Raw genomic sequence first — 14,960 nt, 5'->3', positions numbered from 1 at the left:
GGTGCACGCCGCCTTGGCGGGCGTTGCGTGCCGAAGGCGCGGGCGCGGTATCGGCGCCTCCGCGGCCGGCGCGTGGCAAGACCGGATCGTGAGAGGGCGCATTCGCGACGGGGGCAAACTGCCACGTCGGCGCGCGGCGTCGCCGGAACCGGGTCATGGGGAAATACCGAGAGGCCGGCACGCGCAAAGCCGGATCCTGCAAGAGCGGGGCGCCGAAGTTCCGAAACGCCGGACCCCGCAAGGACGGTCTGCGACCTGCCGGAACGCAGAGTGTCGCGATGGCGAAGAGGGGGGGGGAGCTGTGAAGGGGGTGAAACGCGAAAAGGCCGGGCGGGGAAACGATCCCTTGCCCGGCCTTTTGCAATTCGGTGCGGTCGTGCGTCAGAGCAGCGCCTTGACCTTTTCGGCAATCGCCTCGGCGGTGATGCCGAATTTTTCGTACAGCGTTTCGGCAGGGGCAGAGGCACCAAAGCCCTCCATCCCGACGAACGCCGACTTGGCCTCGCGGCCGCGTTCGCCCATCAGCCACTTGTCCCAGCCCAGGCGCACGCCTGCCTCGACCGCGACGCGGACAGGACCGGCGGGCAGCACGCGCTTGCGGATCGCTTCGTCCTGCGCCTCGAACAGTTCCCAGCAGGGCATGGAGACGACACGGGTGCCGATGCCCTCGGCCTCCAGCAGCGCGCGGGCATCCATGGCGATGGCCACTTCGGAGCCGGTGGCCAGCAGGATCGCCTGACGTTTGCCGGTCGCATCGGCCATGACGTAGGCACCCTGGGCCGAAAGGTTCTTGTTCTTGTGATCCGTGCGCAGCGTCGGCACGTTCTGGCGCGTCAGCGACAGGGTGGACGGGGTGCCTGTCTGGCTGAGCGCCAGTTCCCACGCTTCGGCGGTTTCAACCACATCGGCGGGGCGGAACACCAGCATGTTGGGCGTGGCGCGCAGCATCGCCAGGTGTTCGACCGGCTGGTGCGTCGGGCCATCTTCGCCCAGGCCGATGGAATCGTGGGTCATGACGTAGATGGTCGAGGTGCGCATCAGCGCCGACAGGCGCATCGCGGGGCGGGCATAATCGGTAAAGCACATGAAGGTGCCCGAATAAGGTTTTAGCCCGCCGTGCAGCGCCATGCCGTTCATCGCGGAGGCCATGCCGTGTTCGCGGATGCCCCAGTGCACGAAGCGTCCCTTGCGGTTGTCGACGTCGAAGACACCGAGGTCGGCCGTGAGCGTGTTGTTCGAGCCGGTCAGGTCAGCCGATCCGCCGACGGTCTCGTCCATCACGGGGTTGATCACCTCAAGCGCCATTTCGGACGCCTTGCGGGTCGCGACGTTCGGCTGGCTTTCGGAAACCTGCTTTTTCAGGGCGCGCACGACGGCGGCCAGCTTGTTCGGCACTTCGCCCGCAAGGCGGCGGTTGAATTCGCCCTGGCGACGTTCGGACAAGGCCGCGAAACGCTCTTGCCATGCGGTGTATTCCGACGCGCCGCGCGCGCCGATCGCTTCCCACGCCGATTTGACATCGGCGGGGACTTCGAACGCGCCGCTGGTCCAGCCATAGGCGGCCTTGGCGGCGGCCATCTGATCGGGGTTGGTCAACGCGCCGTGGCCCTTGGAGGTGTCCTGTGCGGCGTGGCCCAGGGCGATATGGGTCTTGCAGGCGATCATCGAGGGCTTGCCGGCGTTCTTGGCGGCCGTGATCGCGGCGTCGATCGCTTCGGGGTCGTGACCGTCGATTTCCTGCACATGCCAGCCCGCCGCCTTGAAGCGCAGGGGCTGATCGGTGCGGTCGGACAGGTCTACCGTGCCGTCGATGGTGATATTGTTGTTGTCCCAGAAGACGATGAGCTTGGAGAGTTCATGACGCCCGGCAAGGGCGATCGCCTCCTGGCTGACGCCCTCCATCAGGCAGCCGTCGCCGGCGATGACATAGGTGTGGTGATCCACGACCTTTTTCGAGAACTGGGCGCGCAGCATTTCCTCGGCCATGGCAAAGCCGACCGAGTTGGCCAGGCCCTGACCCAGCGGGCCGGTCGTCGTCTCGATTGCGTCGGCCAGGAAGTTTTCCGGGTGGCCGGCGGTGCGGGCGCCCCACTGGCGGAAATTGCGCAGCTCTTCTATGGGGAACTGTTCGTAGCCGGTCAGGTGCAACAGGGAATAGAGCAGCATCGAGCCGTGGCCCGCCGACAGGATGAAACGGTCGCGGTCCGGCCAGTTCGGCTGGCTCGCGTCGAATTTCAGGTGCTTTTCGAACAGCACGGTCGCGACATCTGCCATGCCCATCGGCATCCCGGAGTGACCGGAATTGGCGGCGGCAACGGCATCAAGGGTCAACGCGCGGATTGCGGTGGCCTTGGACCAATGTTCGGGATGGGCGGAGCGCAGGGCGTCAATATCCACGGCAGGTTTCCTCTGTCCTGGGGGCGGTGATAGCCGAAATGTTAGCGCTGCTCTTATCAGCCGCACAGTGAAAGGCAAGCAGAGCCGGGCATTTCGGCCAGAAAACGCGGGCTATTTGGGAAAGTCCGGGGCATTCGCTACACTTGCCGTATGTCAACCTGGACCTATGATTCGCCAGATAAGTCAAAAGGCTGGGCGGATTGCTTCACGTGACGCCGGACGATATGAAAACCCGGATGCAAGTGCGCGCGGACCGGGATAAGACAGCCGGAACCAAGGGTTGGCATCGCGATTTTCCGGTGGTTGCCGGGACAGTTGCGCGGGTTGGCCGCAGTTTGATGAGGGCAGATGAGTAATCTCGAAGACTTGCAGGGCCGCATTCTTGCGGCGATGGAGCGCATAGGCGCGGGCCTTGACGGGCTGGAGCCGGTCAGGGAGGCGCCGGAACCTGCCGCACCGGGCGAAAGCGTGGAAGACCTGATGCAGGCGCTTGAGGACGAGCGCTATGTCAGTGCCCAGCTGGAAGAGCGCGTCCGTGCTCTGCATGAGCGCCAGGACGAGCTGGAGGCCGAGCTTGAGACCGCGCGCAACGCGCCAGCGGTGCTGCCGGTGGATGATACCGCCGCCGAGGTGATTGCCGCACTTGGCCAGATGGAAAACGAAATCAACAAGTTGCGGGCCGTGAACGCGCATCTGCGTGAAAACAACCGGGCGATGCGCGACGTGCTGGCCAGCGGTGCCGGCGTCGAGGCCGACCTGCTGAGCGCCTCGGTCGAGGCCGAAGTGGAGGCCCTGCGGGCGGATCATGCCGCGGCACAGGCGCAGGCCGAGGCTATTCTGGCCGCGCTGGCGCCCTTCGTCGCAGAACCCGAAACTGATCCCGAAACCGGAGAGAGCTGATGCCTGAAGTCGAAATTTCCGTTGGTGGCCGCACGTTTGATGTCGCCTGCCAGGAGGGCGAGGAAGCGTTTCTTCAGGCGGCGGCGGCGATGCTGGACAGCGAAGCCTCTGTTCTTGTTGAACAAACCGGGCGTATCCCCGAAACCCGCATGTTGCTGATGTCGGGCCTGATGCTGGCGGATCGGACCGCCGGGGTCGAAGACAAGGTCAAGGGGCTGGAAGACGAGATCGCGGCGCTGAAGGCCGAGCTGACCGCGTTGAAAAGCGCCCCGCCGCCTGAGCCGCAGCGTGTCGAGGTGCCGGTGGTCCCAAATAGCGTGACCGATACGCTGGCTGAACTGGCGGCACAGGCCGAAGCGCTGGCCGACCGGGTGGAGGAGCGCGGCACGGCGAGCTGAGCTGCGCAGGTGTCTGACAATAAGGTGTTGAATATGTTGCGAATTGCGCTGATGTCGCTGATGCTCTCGGGGCTGTCCGGGCCGCTTTTGGCACAGGAGAACCCGCTGATCCGGGCGATCTATACCTGCGAGCGCGGGGTGCAGATCCCGGTGGTCTACATCAACGGCGACACGTCGGTCGCGGTGCTGTGGGCCGAGGGGCAGCTGATCACGCTGGAGCGCGCCGAGTCGGGGTCTGGTGCGCGCTATATGACGCCACCGAACACCTCGGGGTATGTCTGGTGGAGCAAGGGCAACACCGGCAAACTTGACTGGTTTGACAATGACATAGGCGAAGAGGTCACCCTCTTCGCCTTCTGTGAAACCGAGGAATAAACCCCGGTGCGTCAGCCGTTGGCGGCGCGGATCTTTTCGGCGGCGTCCTTGTCGTAGGAAACGCCGTTTTCCTCGAACAGGCTGTCGAGTTCGCCCGACAGGGTCATTTCCGTGATGATGTCGCAGCCGCCGACGAATTCACCCTTGACGTAGAGCTGGGGAATGGTGGGCCAGTCGGAGTAATCCTTGATGCCTTGACGAATGTCTGCATCGGCCAGGACGTTCACGTCGGAATAGGTCACGCCCATGTAGTTGAGCACCCCGGCGACGCGGCTGGAAAACCCGCATTGCGGCATTTCCTTAGTGCCCTTCATGAACAGAACGACGTCGTTTGCTTTTACGACGTCAGAGATTTTTTCTTTAACATCAGTCATTTGGTGTCTCCGTTTGGACGGGCGCGGCGGCTGCGGCAGCCGGTCCGCGTTTGATCGTGATCAGCCAGATATGGCGGCCATCCTAGCGCATTTCACGCGAATTGAAACCGCTCTGACGGGCGGGGCCCTGTCAGGGGGCGCGGGTGGTCAGGGCGAGGGCGTGCAGTTCGCCTGCGGGGCCGTCCATCTTGCCCTTCAACGCCGCATAAACCTCGCGTTGCTGCTGGACGCGGTTCTTGCCACGAAAGCTTTCGTCCACGATCATGGCCGAGAAATGGGCACCATCGTCGCCCTGCACCTCGATCTGCGCATTGGGGAAGCTTTCGCGGATAAGTGCTTCGATATCCGAGGCCTGAATTGACATGCAACTCTCCGTATTCGTCGTCGTGGAAAATGTAGGCCTTGCCGGGTGTGTCCGCAAGAGCCGTGGTTTTTGCCCCCCCTTCGAATGGCGCCCAAGGGCGGTCAAAAAGGGGGGGCGGTATCCGAGCGGTGCCGTGTCGGTATCACGTCGGTATTGTCGCGCGACATTTCAACCGGGCCAGATCAGCACAATCGTCAGCACGATCGGCTGGCCTGGCCCGGCGGCGATGCCGCGTCCTTGCCGTCAGGCGAAGGCGGCAGCGAAGCTGGAGCGATAGAGCGCGGCAAGATCCGACAGCGGCGCGGACTGGCCACCGAAGGTCACGTTGTCGCCGCCGAACTTGCCAACCGAGTGCAGCGGCACCCCGGCACGACCGGCATTGACCATCAGCGCCTCGGCTGAATCGAAGTTGCAGGCGATCAGGTAGCGGCCCTGATCCTCGCCAAACAGCTCTGCCTGGTCGGAGGTGGTCAGGGTGACGCCGGAGCCGGCGGCCTCGGCCATCTCGAAGGCGGCGAGGGCGAGGCCCCCGTCGGAGATATCGGTGCAGGCGGTGATCCAGTCGGTGTTTTCGCGAATGAAGGTGCCGTTGCGCTTTTCGACCTCAAGGTCGACCGGCGGGGCGTCGCCCTCGACCCGGTTGAAAACTTCGGCCAGCAGGGCGGACTGGCCCAGGTGGCTGCCAAGATCGCCCACCATCAGCAGAACGTGACCGTCGCGGGCCTTGCCGGTGATCGCCTTTGACGCATCGGCAATCAGGCCGACCGCGCCGATGGTCGGCGTCGGCAGGATGCCCGAGCCGTCAGTTTCGTTGTAGAGCGACACGTTGCCCGAGACGATCGGCATGTCGAGCGCGGCAACCGCAAGGCCGATGCCTTGGATCGCGCCGACGAACTGGCCCATGATCTCGGGCTTTTCGGGGTTGCCGAAGTTCAGGTTGTCGGTGCTGGCGAGGGGCAGGGCGCCGACGGCAGAGAGGTTGCGGTACGCCTCGGCCACCGCCTGCTTGCCACCCTCGACCGGGTTCGCCTTGACGTAGCGCGGTGTCACGTCGGAGGTGAAGGCGAGGGCCTTTTTCGTGCCATGCACCCGGATGATGCCGGAGCCGAGGCCGGGACCGCGGGTGGTATCGGCCATCACCATCGAATCGTATTGGTCATAGACCCAGTGTTTCGAGGCGTAGTTGGGCGAGGAGATCAGCGCGCGCAGCCCGTCGATGGGATCGACGGAGGGAATTTCGAGCAGCGGTTCGGCGGGCGGGGTCGGCACATGCGGGCGGTCGTATTCGGGGGCATTGCCCGAGAGCGCGCGCAGGGGCAGATCGGCCATCACCTGACCGTTGTGTTCGATGAGAAAGCGATCCTCGGCAATCGTCTCGCCCACGATGGCGAAATCGAGATCCCATTTTTCGAAAACGGCGCGGGCGACGTCTTCTTTTTCGGGGCGCAGCACCATGAGCATCCGCTCCTGGCTCTCTGACAGCATCATCTCGTAGGCGGTCATGTTTTCTTCGCGGCAGGGCACGAGGTTGAGGTTGAGCTTGACGCCCAGCTGCCCCTTGTCGCCCATTTCCACCGCCGAGCAGGTCAGGCCCGCCGCGCCCATGTCCTGGATCGAGATGACCGCGCCGGTCTGCATCAGTTCCAGGCAGGCCTCCATCAGGCGTTTTTCGGTGAAGGGGTCACCGACCTGAACAGTGGGGCGCTTTTCCTCGATCGTGTCGTCGAATTCGGCAGAGGCCATGGTGGCGCCGCCGACGCCATCGCGCCCGGTCTTGGCGCCAAGGTAGACGACGGGCATTCCGACACCGGAGGCGGCGGAGTAGAAGATCTTGTCGGCATCGGCCAGCCCGGCGGCAAAGGCGTTGACCAGGCAGTTGCCGTTGTAGGCGGGGTCAAAGCGGACCTCGCCACCCACGGTGGGCACGCCGAAGCAGTTGCCGTAACCGCCGACACCTTCCACGACGCCGTGCACGAGCTGCCTGGTTTTTGCCAGCGCCGGGTCGCCAAAGGAGAGCGAGTTCATCGCGGCGACGGGGCGCGCGCCCATGGTAAAGACATCGCGCAGGATGCCGCCGACGCCGGTCGCCGCGCCCTGATAGGGTTCGATGTAGGAGGGGTGGTTGTGGCTTTCCATCTTGAAGACGACGGCCTGGCCATCGCCGATGTCGACCACGCCGGCGTTTTCGCCGGGGCCGCAGATGACCTGCGGGCCGGTGGTGGGCAAGGTGCGCAGCCATTTCTTGGAAGACTTGTAGGAGCAATGTTCATTCCACATTGCCGAAAAGATGCCGAGTTCCGTGAACGTCGGTTCGCGCCCGATGATGCGAAGGACTTCGGCATATTCCTCGGGTTTGATCCCGTGGCTCGCGATCAACGCTTCGGTGATTGCCGGTTCTTGCATGATTGTCCCCTCTGACGATGGGCCCCGATTTACGCGACTGGCGCGCGATGGGAAAGGGCTTGGCGCAAAAATGCCGCTGCTGTTGTGTCGTTGCGCGGCACGGCGGGGGATCGGCATGGTTTCAGGGCATCGGAGGGGGCCGAAGGGGGGGGACGCAGCGGTCTGACGCCCCGTGCGCCGACCCCGGACATAAGAGAAGGGGACGCGGCCTGCGCCACGTCCCCTTTCACGCCCCGGTCGGGGCTGAGCGATTCACCTGTGAACGGTTGCCGATCAGAAGCGGGTTTCGGCAGGGTTGGCGGGGACGATGTCGCCGCGGCGGTCATAGGTGGTGTTGCTTGCCAGGGGGATGCCCCGGGTCACGACCATCGGCGCATCGCCGCGTTTGGCGGGCACGATTTCGCCGCGACGGTCGTAGGTGAACTCGGTCGCCACGGTGTTGGATTTTTCGGTGTGGCTGATCGGTGCGGACAGGCGACCGCTGCGTTCGTATGCGGTGGTGTCACGAGCATTGGTCGCGGCCATCGCGGAGAGCGGCAGAAGCGTGGCAACAACGGCACCGGAGATGATTTTTGTAAACGTGGTCATGATCTTGGTCCTTTTCAATCTTTTGCCGGACGATCCCGTCTCGGCGTCTGTAGAGTATCTAGGGGCGCCGATGGGACTTCGGTATGGGCGGCAGTGAACAGCGCGGCTGCATGTGCGCACCGACTGAAAGTGATCCGGCCGGAACGCGATCCGGCGAGCCGGATTGCCACCTGCGGGGGAGGGGAGAGCAGCGGGGGAGACGGGCGGATTCGCGCGGGTGTGGCGCGGATCCTGTTATGCTCAAACCCTGAACTGCGGCCGGCACGCCGGGGGCGGAGACGGGACCGGGATACAAAAAAGGGACCCGGTTTCCCGGATCCCTTTTTCGTCTTGTCGGTCTTGAGCTGGCCCGAACCGTCTCAGGTCGGGGCCGAAATCACCTACTATCAGTTGGTGATGGACTCTTCGCCGGTTTTGGCCTGGAAGGTCGCCTTGATGGCGTCAAAGTCGCCGGTCATGACCAGATTGCCGTCGGTGTTGATCTTGCTGACGGGCAGGATGGCACGCATGGAAGAGGTTTCCAGCATTTCGTCCAGGGCCACTTCGGCCAGCAGGTCACCGTTGGGCTGTTCATAGACGCTGTTCACGGCGCCGACCGATTTGTTGTCGCTGGAGACGACCAGTTGACCGTCAAGCGGCGAGTCGACCAGCTTGGCGTTGGCCAGCAGCGAGTCGAAGTCGCCTTCAGCGACCGGGATCATGTCGGGGCCGTTGGCCTTGGTCGCGATGATGGCGTCGGAGAAGCGCTTGGCCGGATCCATTTCGCCCTGACGGTCGTATTCTTCGTCCGTCACGACTTTGCCGTCGTTCATGCTGGTGACGTCTTTTGCGGACGTGCGACCGGAGTCTTGCTGCGTCGCGTCGTCGCTGTTCAGGGTTTGGGTCTGGGCAACTGCCGCGAGGGGCAGAAGAGCTGCAACGGATGCGCCGGCGAGGAATTTTGCAAAGGTGTTCATGGTCTTACTCCTTAGGTTCGTTCGTCGTTATCGTTGGGAATGCAATGCGCGGTGAGGCGAATGGTTCCGCCGAAATCGCACACATCACGCTCCCGTGATTTGCCGTGAGAGGTGGATTTCGGACGCCGCGCGCTCAGCGATCGAGAATTTCATGAGCCGTTACGGGGTGATAGCCCCGAGGCAGGGCGCCGCGACATGTGCAAAAAACAAAATGTACTTTTCTTGAATGAAGGACGGAATCCCAGGCTGTGCCGGCCTGATGGCGGGCCGCAGGCCGCGCGCGGGCGGTGCATTACCGGGCAGGTCCGTGCAGTCGCGGGGGGATCGGGCCGCACGACACGGCTGTTGAATCGCATGGGCCCAGGGCGTGACGCGTGGGCCAGCGCGGGACAGGCGCAACAATCGGGCGGTTCACAGGTGGAGCAGGGCAAGCGGGCGCGGCGCGGCGATGCGCATGCCGGAAGGCGACGATGCGTATCTCGGCTGGCAGGCATAAGGGCGCGGGGGCGGACATATAGAAAGGGACGCGGTTCACCGCATCCCTTTTCAGGCCCGTGTCCGGGCGGGTGATCAATCACGCGGGGCGATCAATCTTGCGTTGCGATGGCCATCCGTCGTTCTGCCAGACGACCGGCACCGTCTTCTTGGCCGGGCTTATTGGTTGGGGTGCGCCGGAACGAACTCACCACGACGGTCGTAGGTCAGGTTGGTTGCAACGCTGTTGCCTTTGGTCACGGTCAGGGGCTGGTCGCCGGGCTTTGCAGGGACGATCTCGCCGCGGTTGTCGTAGGTGTACTGCGTCGCCACGGTGGTGGAATCCGCGTTGCGGGTGATCGGTGCCGACAGGCGGTTGCTACGGCTGTAGGTCGCGTCGTCTTGTGCATTGGTGTTGGCGAATGCCGACAGCGGCAGAAGAGCGACAACGGCGGCGCCGGAGAGGATTTTCGTGAAGGTAGTCATAGCTTTAGTCCTTTTCAGATTGTCGCCGGGACGATCCCGTCTCGGCGTCTGTGAAGGATCTATGACGGAGGAGCGGCATCCGCTATATGCCGAGATGAACAGTTCAGTTTGCAAAAATGCACAGGGTGACACCCCTTGAAATCACAAGGCGCGCCACGTCGAAAAAACCGGACGTTCAGAGCATGAGACGTGCCGAATCGCTCGGCCCTCCGCAGGGGGCATCTCTGGCATATTTCGTGGGGGATAAAAAAAAGGCCGGACACGAAGTCCGGCCAAGTCCAACAGGGAGGTATGAAGATGATGCGCTGGTAAGCAGCACCATCGTCGAAAGCTGAAATATGCGCCGGAGTTGAAACGATCAAGTCCGAAAATACCCCCATTTCAACATGCCTGCCATGCGCCGGGCGCAAGGGCGGGCTGCGGCGGCGCGGCGCTGACCCTTGAGGGTGGCGCGGGCGGATGGGGTGTATCGGCGGTTCGGGGCGTGTTTCCCTGTTATTGTCAGGCCTTTCGGCCCTGGCCGCCATGGCGCGGGCGAGGCCCGACGCGCCAGCCCCGCGCCCTGGTCATGGCTGGGGGAGGGAGGTGCGACATCTATGCGGGGCGTTTTCCACCGGCGGGATCGTGCGCTCGCCTATGATGCGCATGGTCAGTCGTCCTCGCTCTCACGCTCGCGCAGCTCTCGCAGGTTGCGGCGGTGCGAGATGATTTCCTCCTGCACGAAATCGCGGAAGGCGGCGACGCGCTTGGAATGGCGCAACTCTTCCGGGAAGGCGAGGAAAACGGGGACTTCGACGGATTCGATATCAGGGAAGACCCGTTCGAGATTCGGGAAATCCTCAATCAGGTAATCCGGCAGCACGCCGATGCCGAGGTCGTGGATGACCCCTTGCAGCACGCCGAAGTAATTGTTCACGGTCAGGTTGGAATGCACATCGTTCGCCAGCAGGCGGTTGATCAGCGACGCCCCGGCCGAAACCTGCGGTGCGCTTGGCGCCTGGCAGATCAGGCGGTGCGAAGACAGCTCCTCCAACCGTTCGGGGCGACCCATCTTGGCGAGGTAGCCCGAGCTGGCATAGCACCGCATCCGGATCGACATCAGCCGCTTGCGGATCAGGTCGGCCTGCGAGGGTTCCTTCATGCGCACGGCCACGTCGGCCTCGCGCATCGGCAGGTCGAGCACGCGTTCCTCAAGCATCAGGTCGATCTTGAGGTCGGGGTACTTGTCATAGAGTTTCGGCAGGCGCGGCGCCAGCCAGAGCGTACCGAAGCCGACGGCGGTTGTGACGCGCAGCTCTCCGAAGACCTCTTCTTCGGAATCGCGAATGCGGGCGGTGGCGGTATCGAGCCGTTTGGCCATGGAGCGCGTGGCATCGAACAGCAGTTCGCCCTGTTCGGTCAGAATCAGCCCGCGCGCATGACGGTGAAACAGCGTTGTGTTCAGGCTTTCCTCAAGCCCGCGGATCTGGCGGGAGACGGCGGATTGAGACAGATGCAGCGCATCCCCGGCGTGGGTGAGACTGCCAGCATCCGCAACTGCGTGGAAAATTCTGAGCTTGTCCCAGTCCATCATACCCAATTCTGTTGTTCCTGATCAGATGCGAAAATGTTCATCGCATTCAATGATTACGTCAATGATAACGGGGAAGATACCCGTTTTCGTCGGGCCCCCCATAGCGGCGACTATAGGGCAGTGACAGGAATTTTTTGAATTTTGCTTTCAAAGGTCACCCATCGTGACCTAACGTTGCCCTATATTAAGGCAAGAGGAGGCACAATCATGACCCAACCTCGGATCAGCCTGAACGACAGGTTCGACCTGACCAAGTCCCCGGTGCTGCTGAATGGTACGCAGGCACTGGTGCGGCTCATGCTGGCACAGAAACAACGCGACCGAACACGCGGGTTGAACACCGCGGGCTTTGTCACCGGCTATCGCGGGTCCCCGCTGGGCGCGGTGGACCAGCAGATGCTGCGGGCGCAAAAGATCCTGACCGAGAATGATGTGCGTTTTCAGGAGGGCCTGAACGAGGATCTGGCCGCGACGGCCCTGTGGGGCAGCCAGCAGGCCGAGCTGCGCGGCGAGGGGCGGTACGACGGTGTCTTCGGGTTGTGGTACGGCAAGGGGCCGGGGGTGGACCGGTCGGGCGACGCGATGCGCCATGCCAACATGGCCGGGACTGCGGCGCATGGCGGCGTGCTGATGGCCATGGGCGACGATCATACCGGCGAAAGCAGCACCGTGCTGCACCAGAGCGAATGGGCGCTGGTGGATGCCTACATGCCCATCGTCAGCCCCGCCGGTGTGCAGGAGATCATGGACCTTGGCATCTATGGTTATGCGCTGAGCCGGTTTTCCGGCCTCTGGGTCGGCCTGAAGACGATGAAGGACACGGTCGAGGCGACGAGCGTCGTCGATGGCGATCCCGAACGGATGCAGATCACCTTGCCCGAGTTCGACATGCCCGAGGGCGGGTTGAACATCCGCCTTGGCGACAGCCCGCCCGCGCAGGAAGCGCGGATGATCGACTATAAACGCTATGCGGCAGAGGCGTTTGCCCGTGCCAACCGGATCGACAAACGGGTCTGGGGCAAGCCGGGGGCCAAGATCGGCTTTGTCGCCGCGGGCAAGAACTGGCTGGATCTGCAACATGCGCTGAGCCTGCTGGGCGTCGACGAGGCCGAGGCCGAGCGCCTGGGCATCACAACCTACAAGGTGGCGCAGGTCTGGCCGCTGGACATGCTGTCGTTTCACGACTGGGCCGAGGGGCTGGACCTGATCGTCGTGGTCGAGGAAAAGCGCAAGCTGATCGAGGTGCAGGTCAAGGAGGCGATCTTTGACGACCGCCGGGGCCGTCGCGTCTATGGCTGGCACAAGGGCGGGGGCGCGGGCAACATGCACGGGCCGGAGCTGTTCCAGACAAAGCTGGCGCTGGACCCGGTGATGATTGCAGAGCGTCTGGGCGCGATCCTGATCGAGGAGGGGCGCGACACCGACCGGATCAAGGCGGGGCTGTCGGCGCTTGGCGAGGTGCGGCGCAACGATAATGTCACCGATATTGCCGCGCGCCTGCCGTATTTCTGTTCGGGGTGTCCGCACAATTCGTCCACCAAGGTGCCGGAGGGCAGCCGCGCCTATGCCGGGATCGGCTGTCACTACATGGTGCAATGGATGGACCGCAAGACCGAAGGCTTTACCCACATGGGGGCCGAGGGCGCGAACTGGATCGGCGAGGCGCCGTTTTCGACGCGGGATCATGTGTTCCAGAACCTCGGGGATGGCACCTATAACCACTCCGGGGTTCAGGCGATCCGGGCCGCTTTGGCCAGTGGCGTGAACATCACCTACAAGATCCTGTTCAATGATGCCGTGGCGATGACCGGGGGCCAGGCGAACGAGGGCGGGCTGACCGCCTATCGCATCGCGCGCGAATTGCTGGCCATGGGTGTCACCCACGTGGCCGCCGTCTATGATGAAAAGGAAGAGCTGGACCTGACGCTGTTTCCGAAAGAGGTCAAGCTGAGTGAACGCGCTGACCTGGAAGAGGTGCAGAAAACCTGCACCGGCATCGAGGGCGTCAGTGCCATCATCTACGTGCAGACCTGCGCCGCCGAAAAACGCCGCCGCCGCAAGAAGGGCAAGTTTCCCGACCCCGACAAGCGCGTGTTCATCAACACCGACGTTTGCGAGGGCTGTGGCGATTGCGGCGTGCAGTCAAACTGCGTCTCTATCGTGCCGGTCGAGACCGAGCTGGGGCGCAAGCGGGCGATTGATCAGTCCAGCTGCAACAAGGATTTCAGCTGCCTCAAGGGGTTCTGCCCCAGTTTCGTGACGCTGGAGGGGGCGGTCGTACGCAAGGAGGCCGCCGACACGACCGCGCTGGAGCTGCCCGAGATGCCCGCACCTGAGGTCGCGCCGATCGTGGGGACGCATAATATCGTGCTGACCGGCGTGGGCGGCACCGGTATCGTCACCATCGGTGCGGTGCTGGCGCAGGCCGCGCAGATCGACGGCAAGGGCGCCGGCATGATGGAAATGGCGGGCCTGGCCCAGAAGGGGGGCGCGGTGCACATCCACCTGCGACTGGCCGAAACGCCGGACGCGATCAACGCCATTCGCGTGGCAACAGGCGAGGCGGATGCGCTGATCGGGGGGGATCTGGTGGTGTCGGCGGGGTCGAAAACGCTGGGTCTGATGCGCAGCGGCACGGCCGGTGGCGTGGTCAACAGCCACGAGATCATCACCGGCGATTTCACCCGCAACACCGAATTCGCGCTGCCTGCCGACCGTCTGGCGCTGCAATTGCAGGCGCGTCTGAACGACCGGCTGAGCCTGTTCGACAGTTCCGATCTGGCGAAGGCGACGATGGGCGACAGCATTTATTCCAACATGATGCTGTGCGGCGCGGCCTGGCAAAGGGGGCTGGTGCCGCTGAGCCATGACGCGATCCTTCAGGCGATCACGCTGAACGGGCAGGCGGTGGAGGCGAACAAGCGTGCCTTTGAGATTGGTCGTTGGGCGGTGCTGCATCCCGAACAGGCCGCGGCGATGCTGACGCCGAAAGTGGCCGAAGCGCCCAAGTCACTGGAGGAGCGCATTGCCTTTCGCGAGGCGCACCTGGTGGCCTATCAGAACAAGGCCTTGGCCCGGCGCTATCGTGCGGCGGTGGAGCGGTTCAGCGACGCGGCGCTGAAGGAAGCGGTGGCGAAAAGCTATCACAAGGTGCTGGCCTACAAGGACGAATACGAGGTGGCGCGGTTGCTGCTGGACACGCGCCGTAAGGCCGAGAAGGAGTTTTCGGGCGATTTCCGCATGACCTATCACCTGGCCCCACCCGTGGTCGAAAAGATCGGCAAGGACGGGCGCCCGGCCAAGCGCACCTTTGGTCAGTGGATGGGCGTACCCTTGGCGGTGATGGCGCGGCTGAAAGTCCTGCGCGGAGGGCCGCTCGATCTGTTCGGGCGCACCGGGGAACGCAGGATGGAGCGGGCGCTGATCAGCCAGTACGAGGCCGACATGGACAGGCTGCTGGCCGGTTATGACCCCGAAATGGCTGAAACCGCCCTTGCGCTGGCTGAATTGCCGCAGTCGATCCGCGGTTACGGTCCGGTCAAGGCAGCCAACGAAGCCCGGGCGGCGAAACAGCGCGAGGCGTTGCTGGCCGCACTGCAAGACGGGCCTGTGCGGGCCGCTGCCGAATAAAGGGGATCTTCATACAAAGCTGGAACGAATCCGGGGAGGTGA

The 14,960-nt window shown here is 63.7% G+C and carries 12 protein-coding genes; 4 read left to right on the top strand and 8 right to left on the bottom strand.

Annotated features, from left to right (window positions below; genetic code table 11):
• Positions 1–381 precede the first annotated feature (381 nt).
• Positions 382–2,397 carry a transketolase gene (gene tkt / locus DL237_RS06075; RefSeq protein WP_119398143.1) on the bottom strand — a complete coding sequence of 672 codons (2,016 nt, stop codon included), beginning with the start codon at positions 2,395–2,397 and terminating at the stop codon, positions 382–384.
• Between the two features lie 348 nt (positions 2,398–2,745).
• On the opposite strand from tkt, the gene DL237_RS06070 reads away from it, so the two are divergent.
• From DL237_RS06070 to DL237_RS06060, 3 genes are read left to right on the top strand one after another with little or no spacing between them, the layout of a single operon-like run.
• Positions 2,746–3,297, top strand: a complete 552-nt coding sequence (locus DL237_RS06070; protein ID WP_119398142.1) for a hypothetical protein — start codon at positions 2,746–2,748, stop codon at positions 3,295–3,297.
• Positions 3,297–3,695 (top strand): cell division protein ZapA, encoded by a 399-nt coding sequence (locus tag DL237_RS06065; RefSeq protein WP_119398141.1) that lies wholly within the window; start codon positions 3,297–3,299, stop codon positions 3,693–3,695. The genes DL237_RS06070 and DL237_RS06065 overlap by 1 nt, the downstream gene beginning before the upstream one ends.
• A 33-nt stretch (positions 3,696–3,728) precedes the next feature.
• Positions 3,729–4,070 carry an MliC family protein gene (locus DL237_RS06060; protein WP_119398140.1) on the top strand — a complete coding sequence of 114 codons (342 nt, stop codon included), beginning with the start codon at positions 3,729–3,731 and terminating at the stop codon, positions 4,068–4,070.
• Positions 4,071–4,081: 11 nt separating this feature from the next.
• Here DL237_RS06060 and grxD read toward each other — a convergent pair whose 3' ends face one another.
• From grxD to DL237_RS06025, 7 genes are all read right to left on the bottom strand, one after another.
• Positions 4,082–4,444, bottom strand: coding sequence for a Grx4 family monothiol glutaredoxin (grxD, locus tag DL237_RS06055; protein WP_119398139.1), 363 nt, complete (start codon positions 4,442–4,444; stop codon positions 4,082–4,084).
• 130 nt (positions 4,445–4,574) lie between these two features.
• Complete coding sequence (locus DL237_RS06050) at positions 4,575–4,808, bottom strand: BolA/IbaG family iron-sulfur metabolism protein (protein WP_119398138.1); 234 nt, start codon at positions 4,806–4,808, stop codon at positions 4,575–4,577.
• A 243-nt stretch (positions 4,809–5,051) separates the two neighbouring features.
• Entirely contained in the window at positions 5,052–7,211 is a 2,160-nt protein-coding gene (gene purL, locus DL237_RS06045) for a phosphoribosylformylglycinamidine synthase subunit PurL (RefSeq protein ID WP_119398137.1), read from the bottom strand.
• 273 nt (positions 7,212–7,484) lie between these two features.
• Positions 7,485–7,799: a hypothetical protein gene (locus DL237_RS06040; protein ID WP_119398136.1), complete on the bottom strand. Its 315-nt coding sequence runs from the start codon at positions 7,797–7,799 to the stop codon at positions 7,485–7,487.
• Positions 7,800–8,185: 386 nt separating this feature from the next.
• Positions 8,186–8,755 carry a hypothetical protein gene (locus DL237_RS06035; RefSeq protein WP_119398135.1) on the bottom strand — a complete coding sequence of 190 codons (570 nt, stop codon included), beginning with the start codon at positions 8,753–8,755 and terminating at the stop codon, positions 8,186–8,188.
• 654 nt (positions 8,756–9,409) lie between these two features.
• Positions 9,410–9,715, bottom strand: a complete 306-nt coding sequence (locus tag DL237_RS06030) for a hypothetical protein (protein WP_119398134.1) — start codon at positions 9,713–9,715, stop codon at positions 9,410–9,412.
• Between the two features lie 649 nt (positions 9,716–10,364).
• Positions 10,365–11,285: a LysR family transcriptional regulator gene (locus DL237_RS06025; RefSeq protein ID WP_119398242.1), complete on the bottom strand. Its 921-nt coding sequence runs from the start codon at positions 11,283–11,285 to the stop codon at positions 10,365–10,367.
• Between the two features lie 210 nt (positions 11,286–11,495).
• On the opposite strand from DL237_RS06025, the gene DL237_RS06020 reads away from it, so the two are divergent.
• Positions 11,496–14,918 (top strand): indolepyruvate ferredoxin oxidoreductase family protein, encoded by a 3,423-nt coding sequence (locus DL237_RS06020; RefSeq protein ID WP_119398133.1) that lies wholly within the window; start codon positions 11,496–11,498, stop codon positions 14,916–14,918.
• Positions 14,919–14,960 lie beyond the last annotated feature (42 nt).

The organism is Pseudooceanicola sediminis, from assembly GCF_003575965.1.
GTDB classification, from domain to species: domain Bacteria; phylum Pseudomonadota; class Alphaproteobacteria; order Rhodobacterales; family Rhodobacteraceae; genus Pseudooceanicola; species Pseudooceanicola sediminis.
This window is presented reverse-complemented; position numbering and strand designations above follow the sequence as displayed.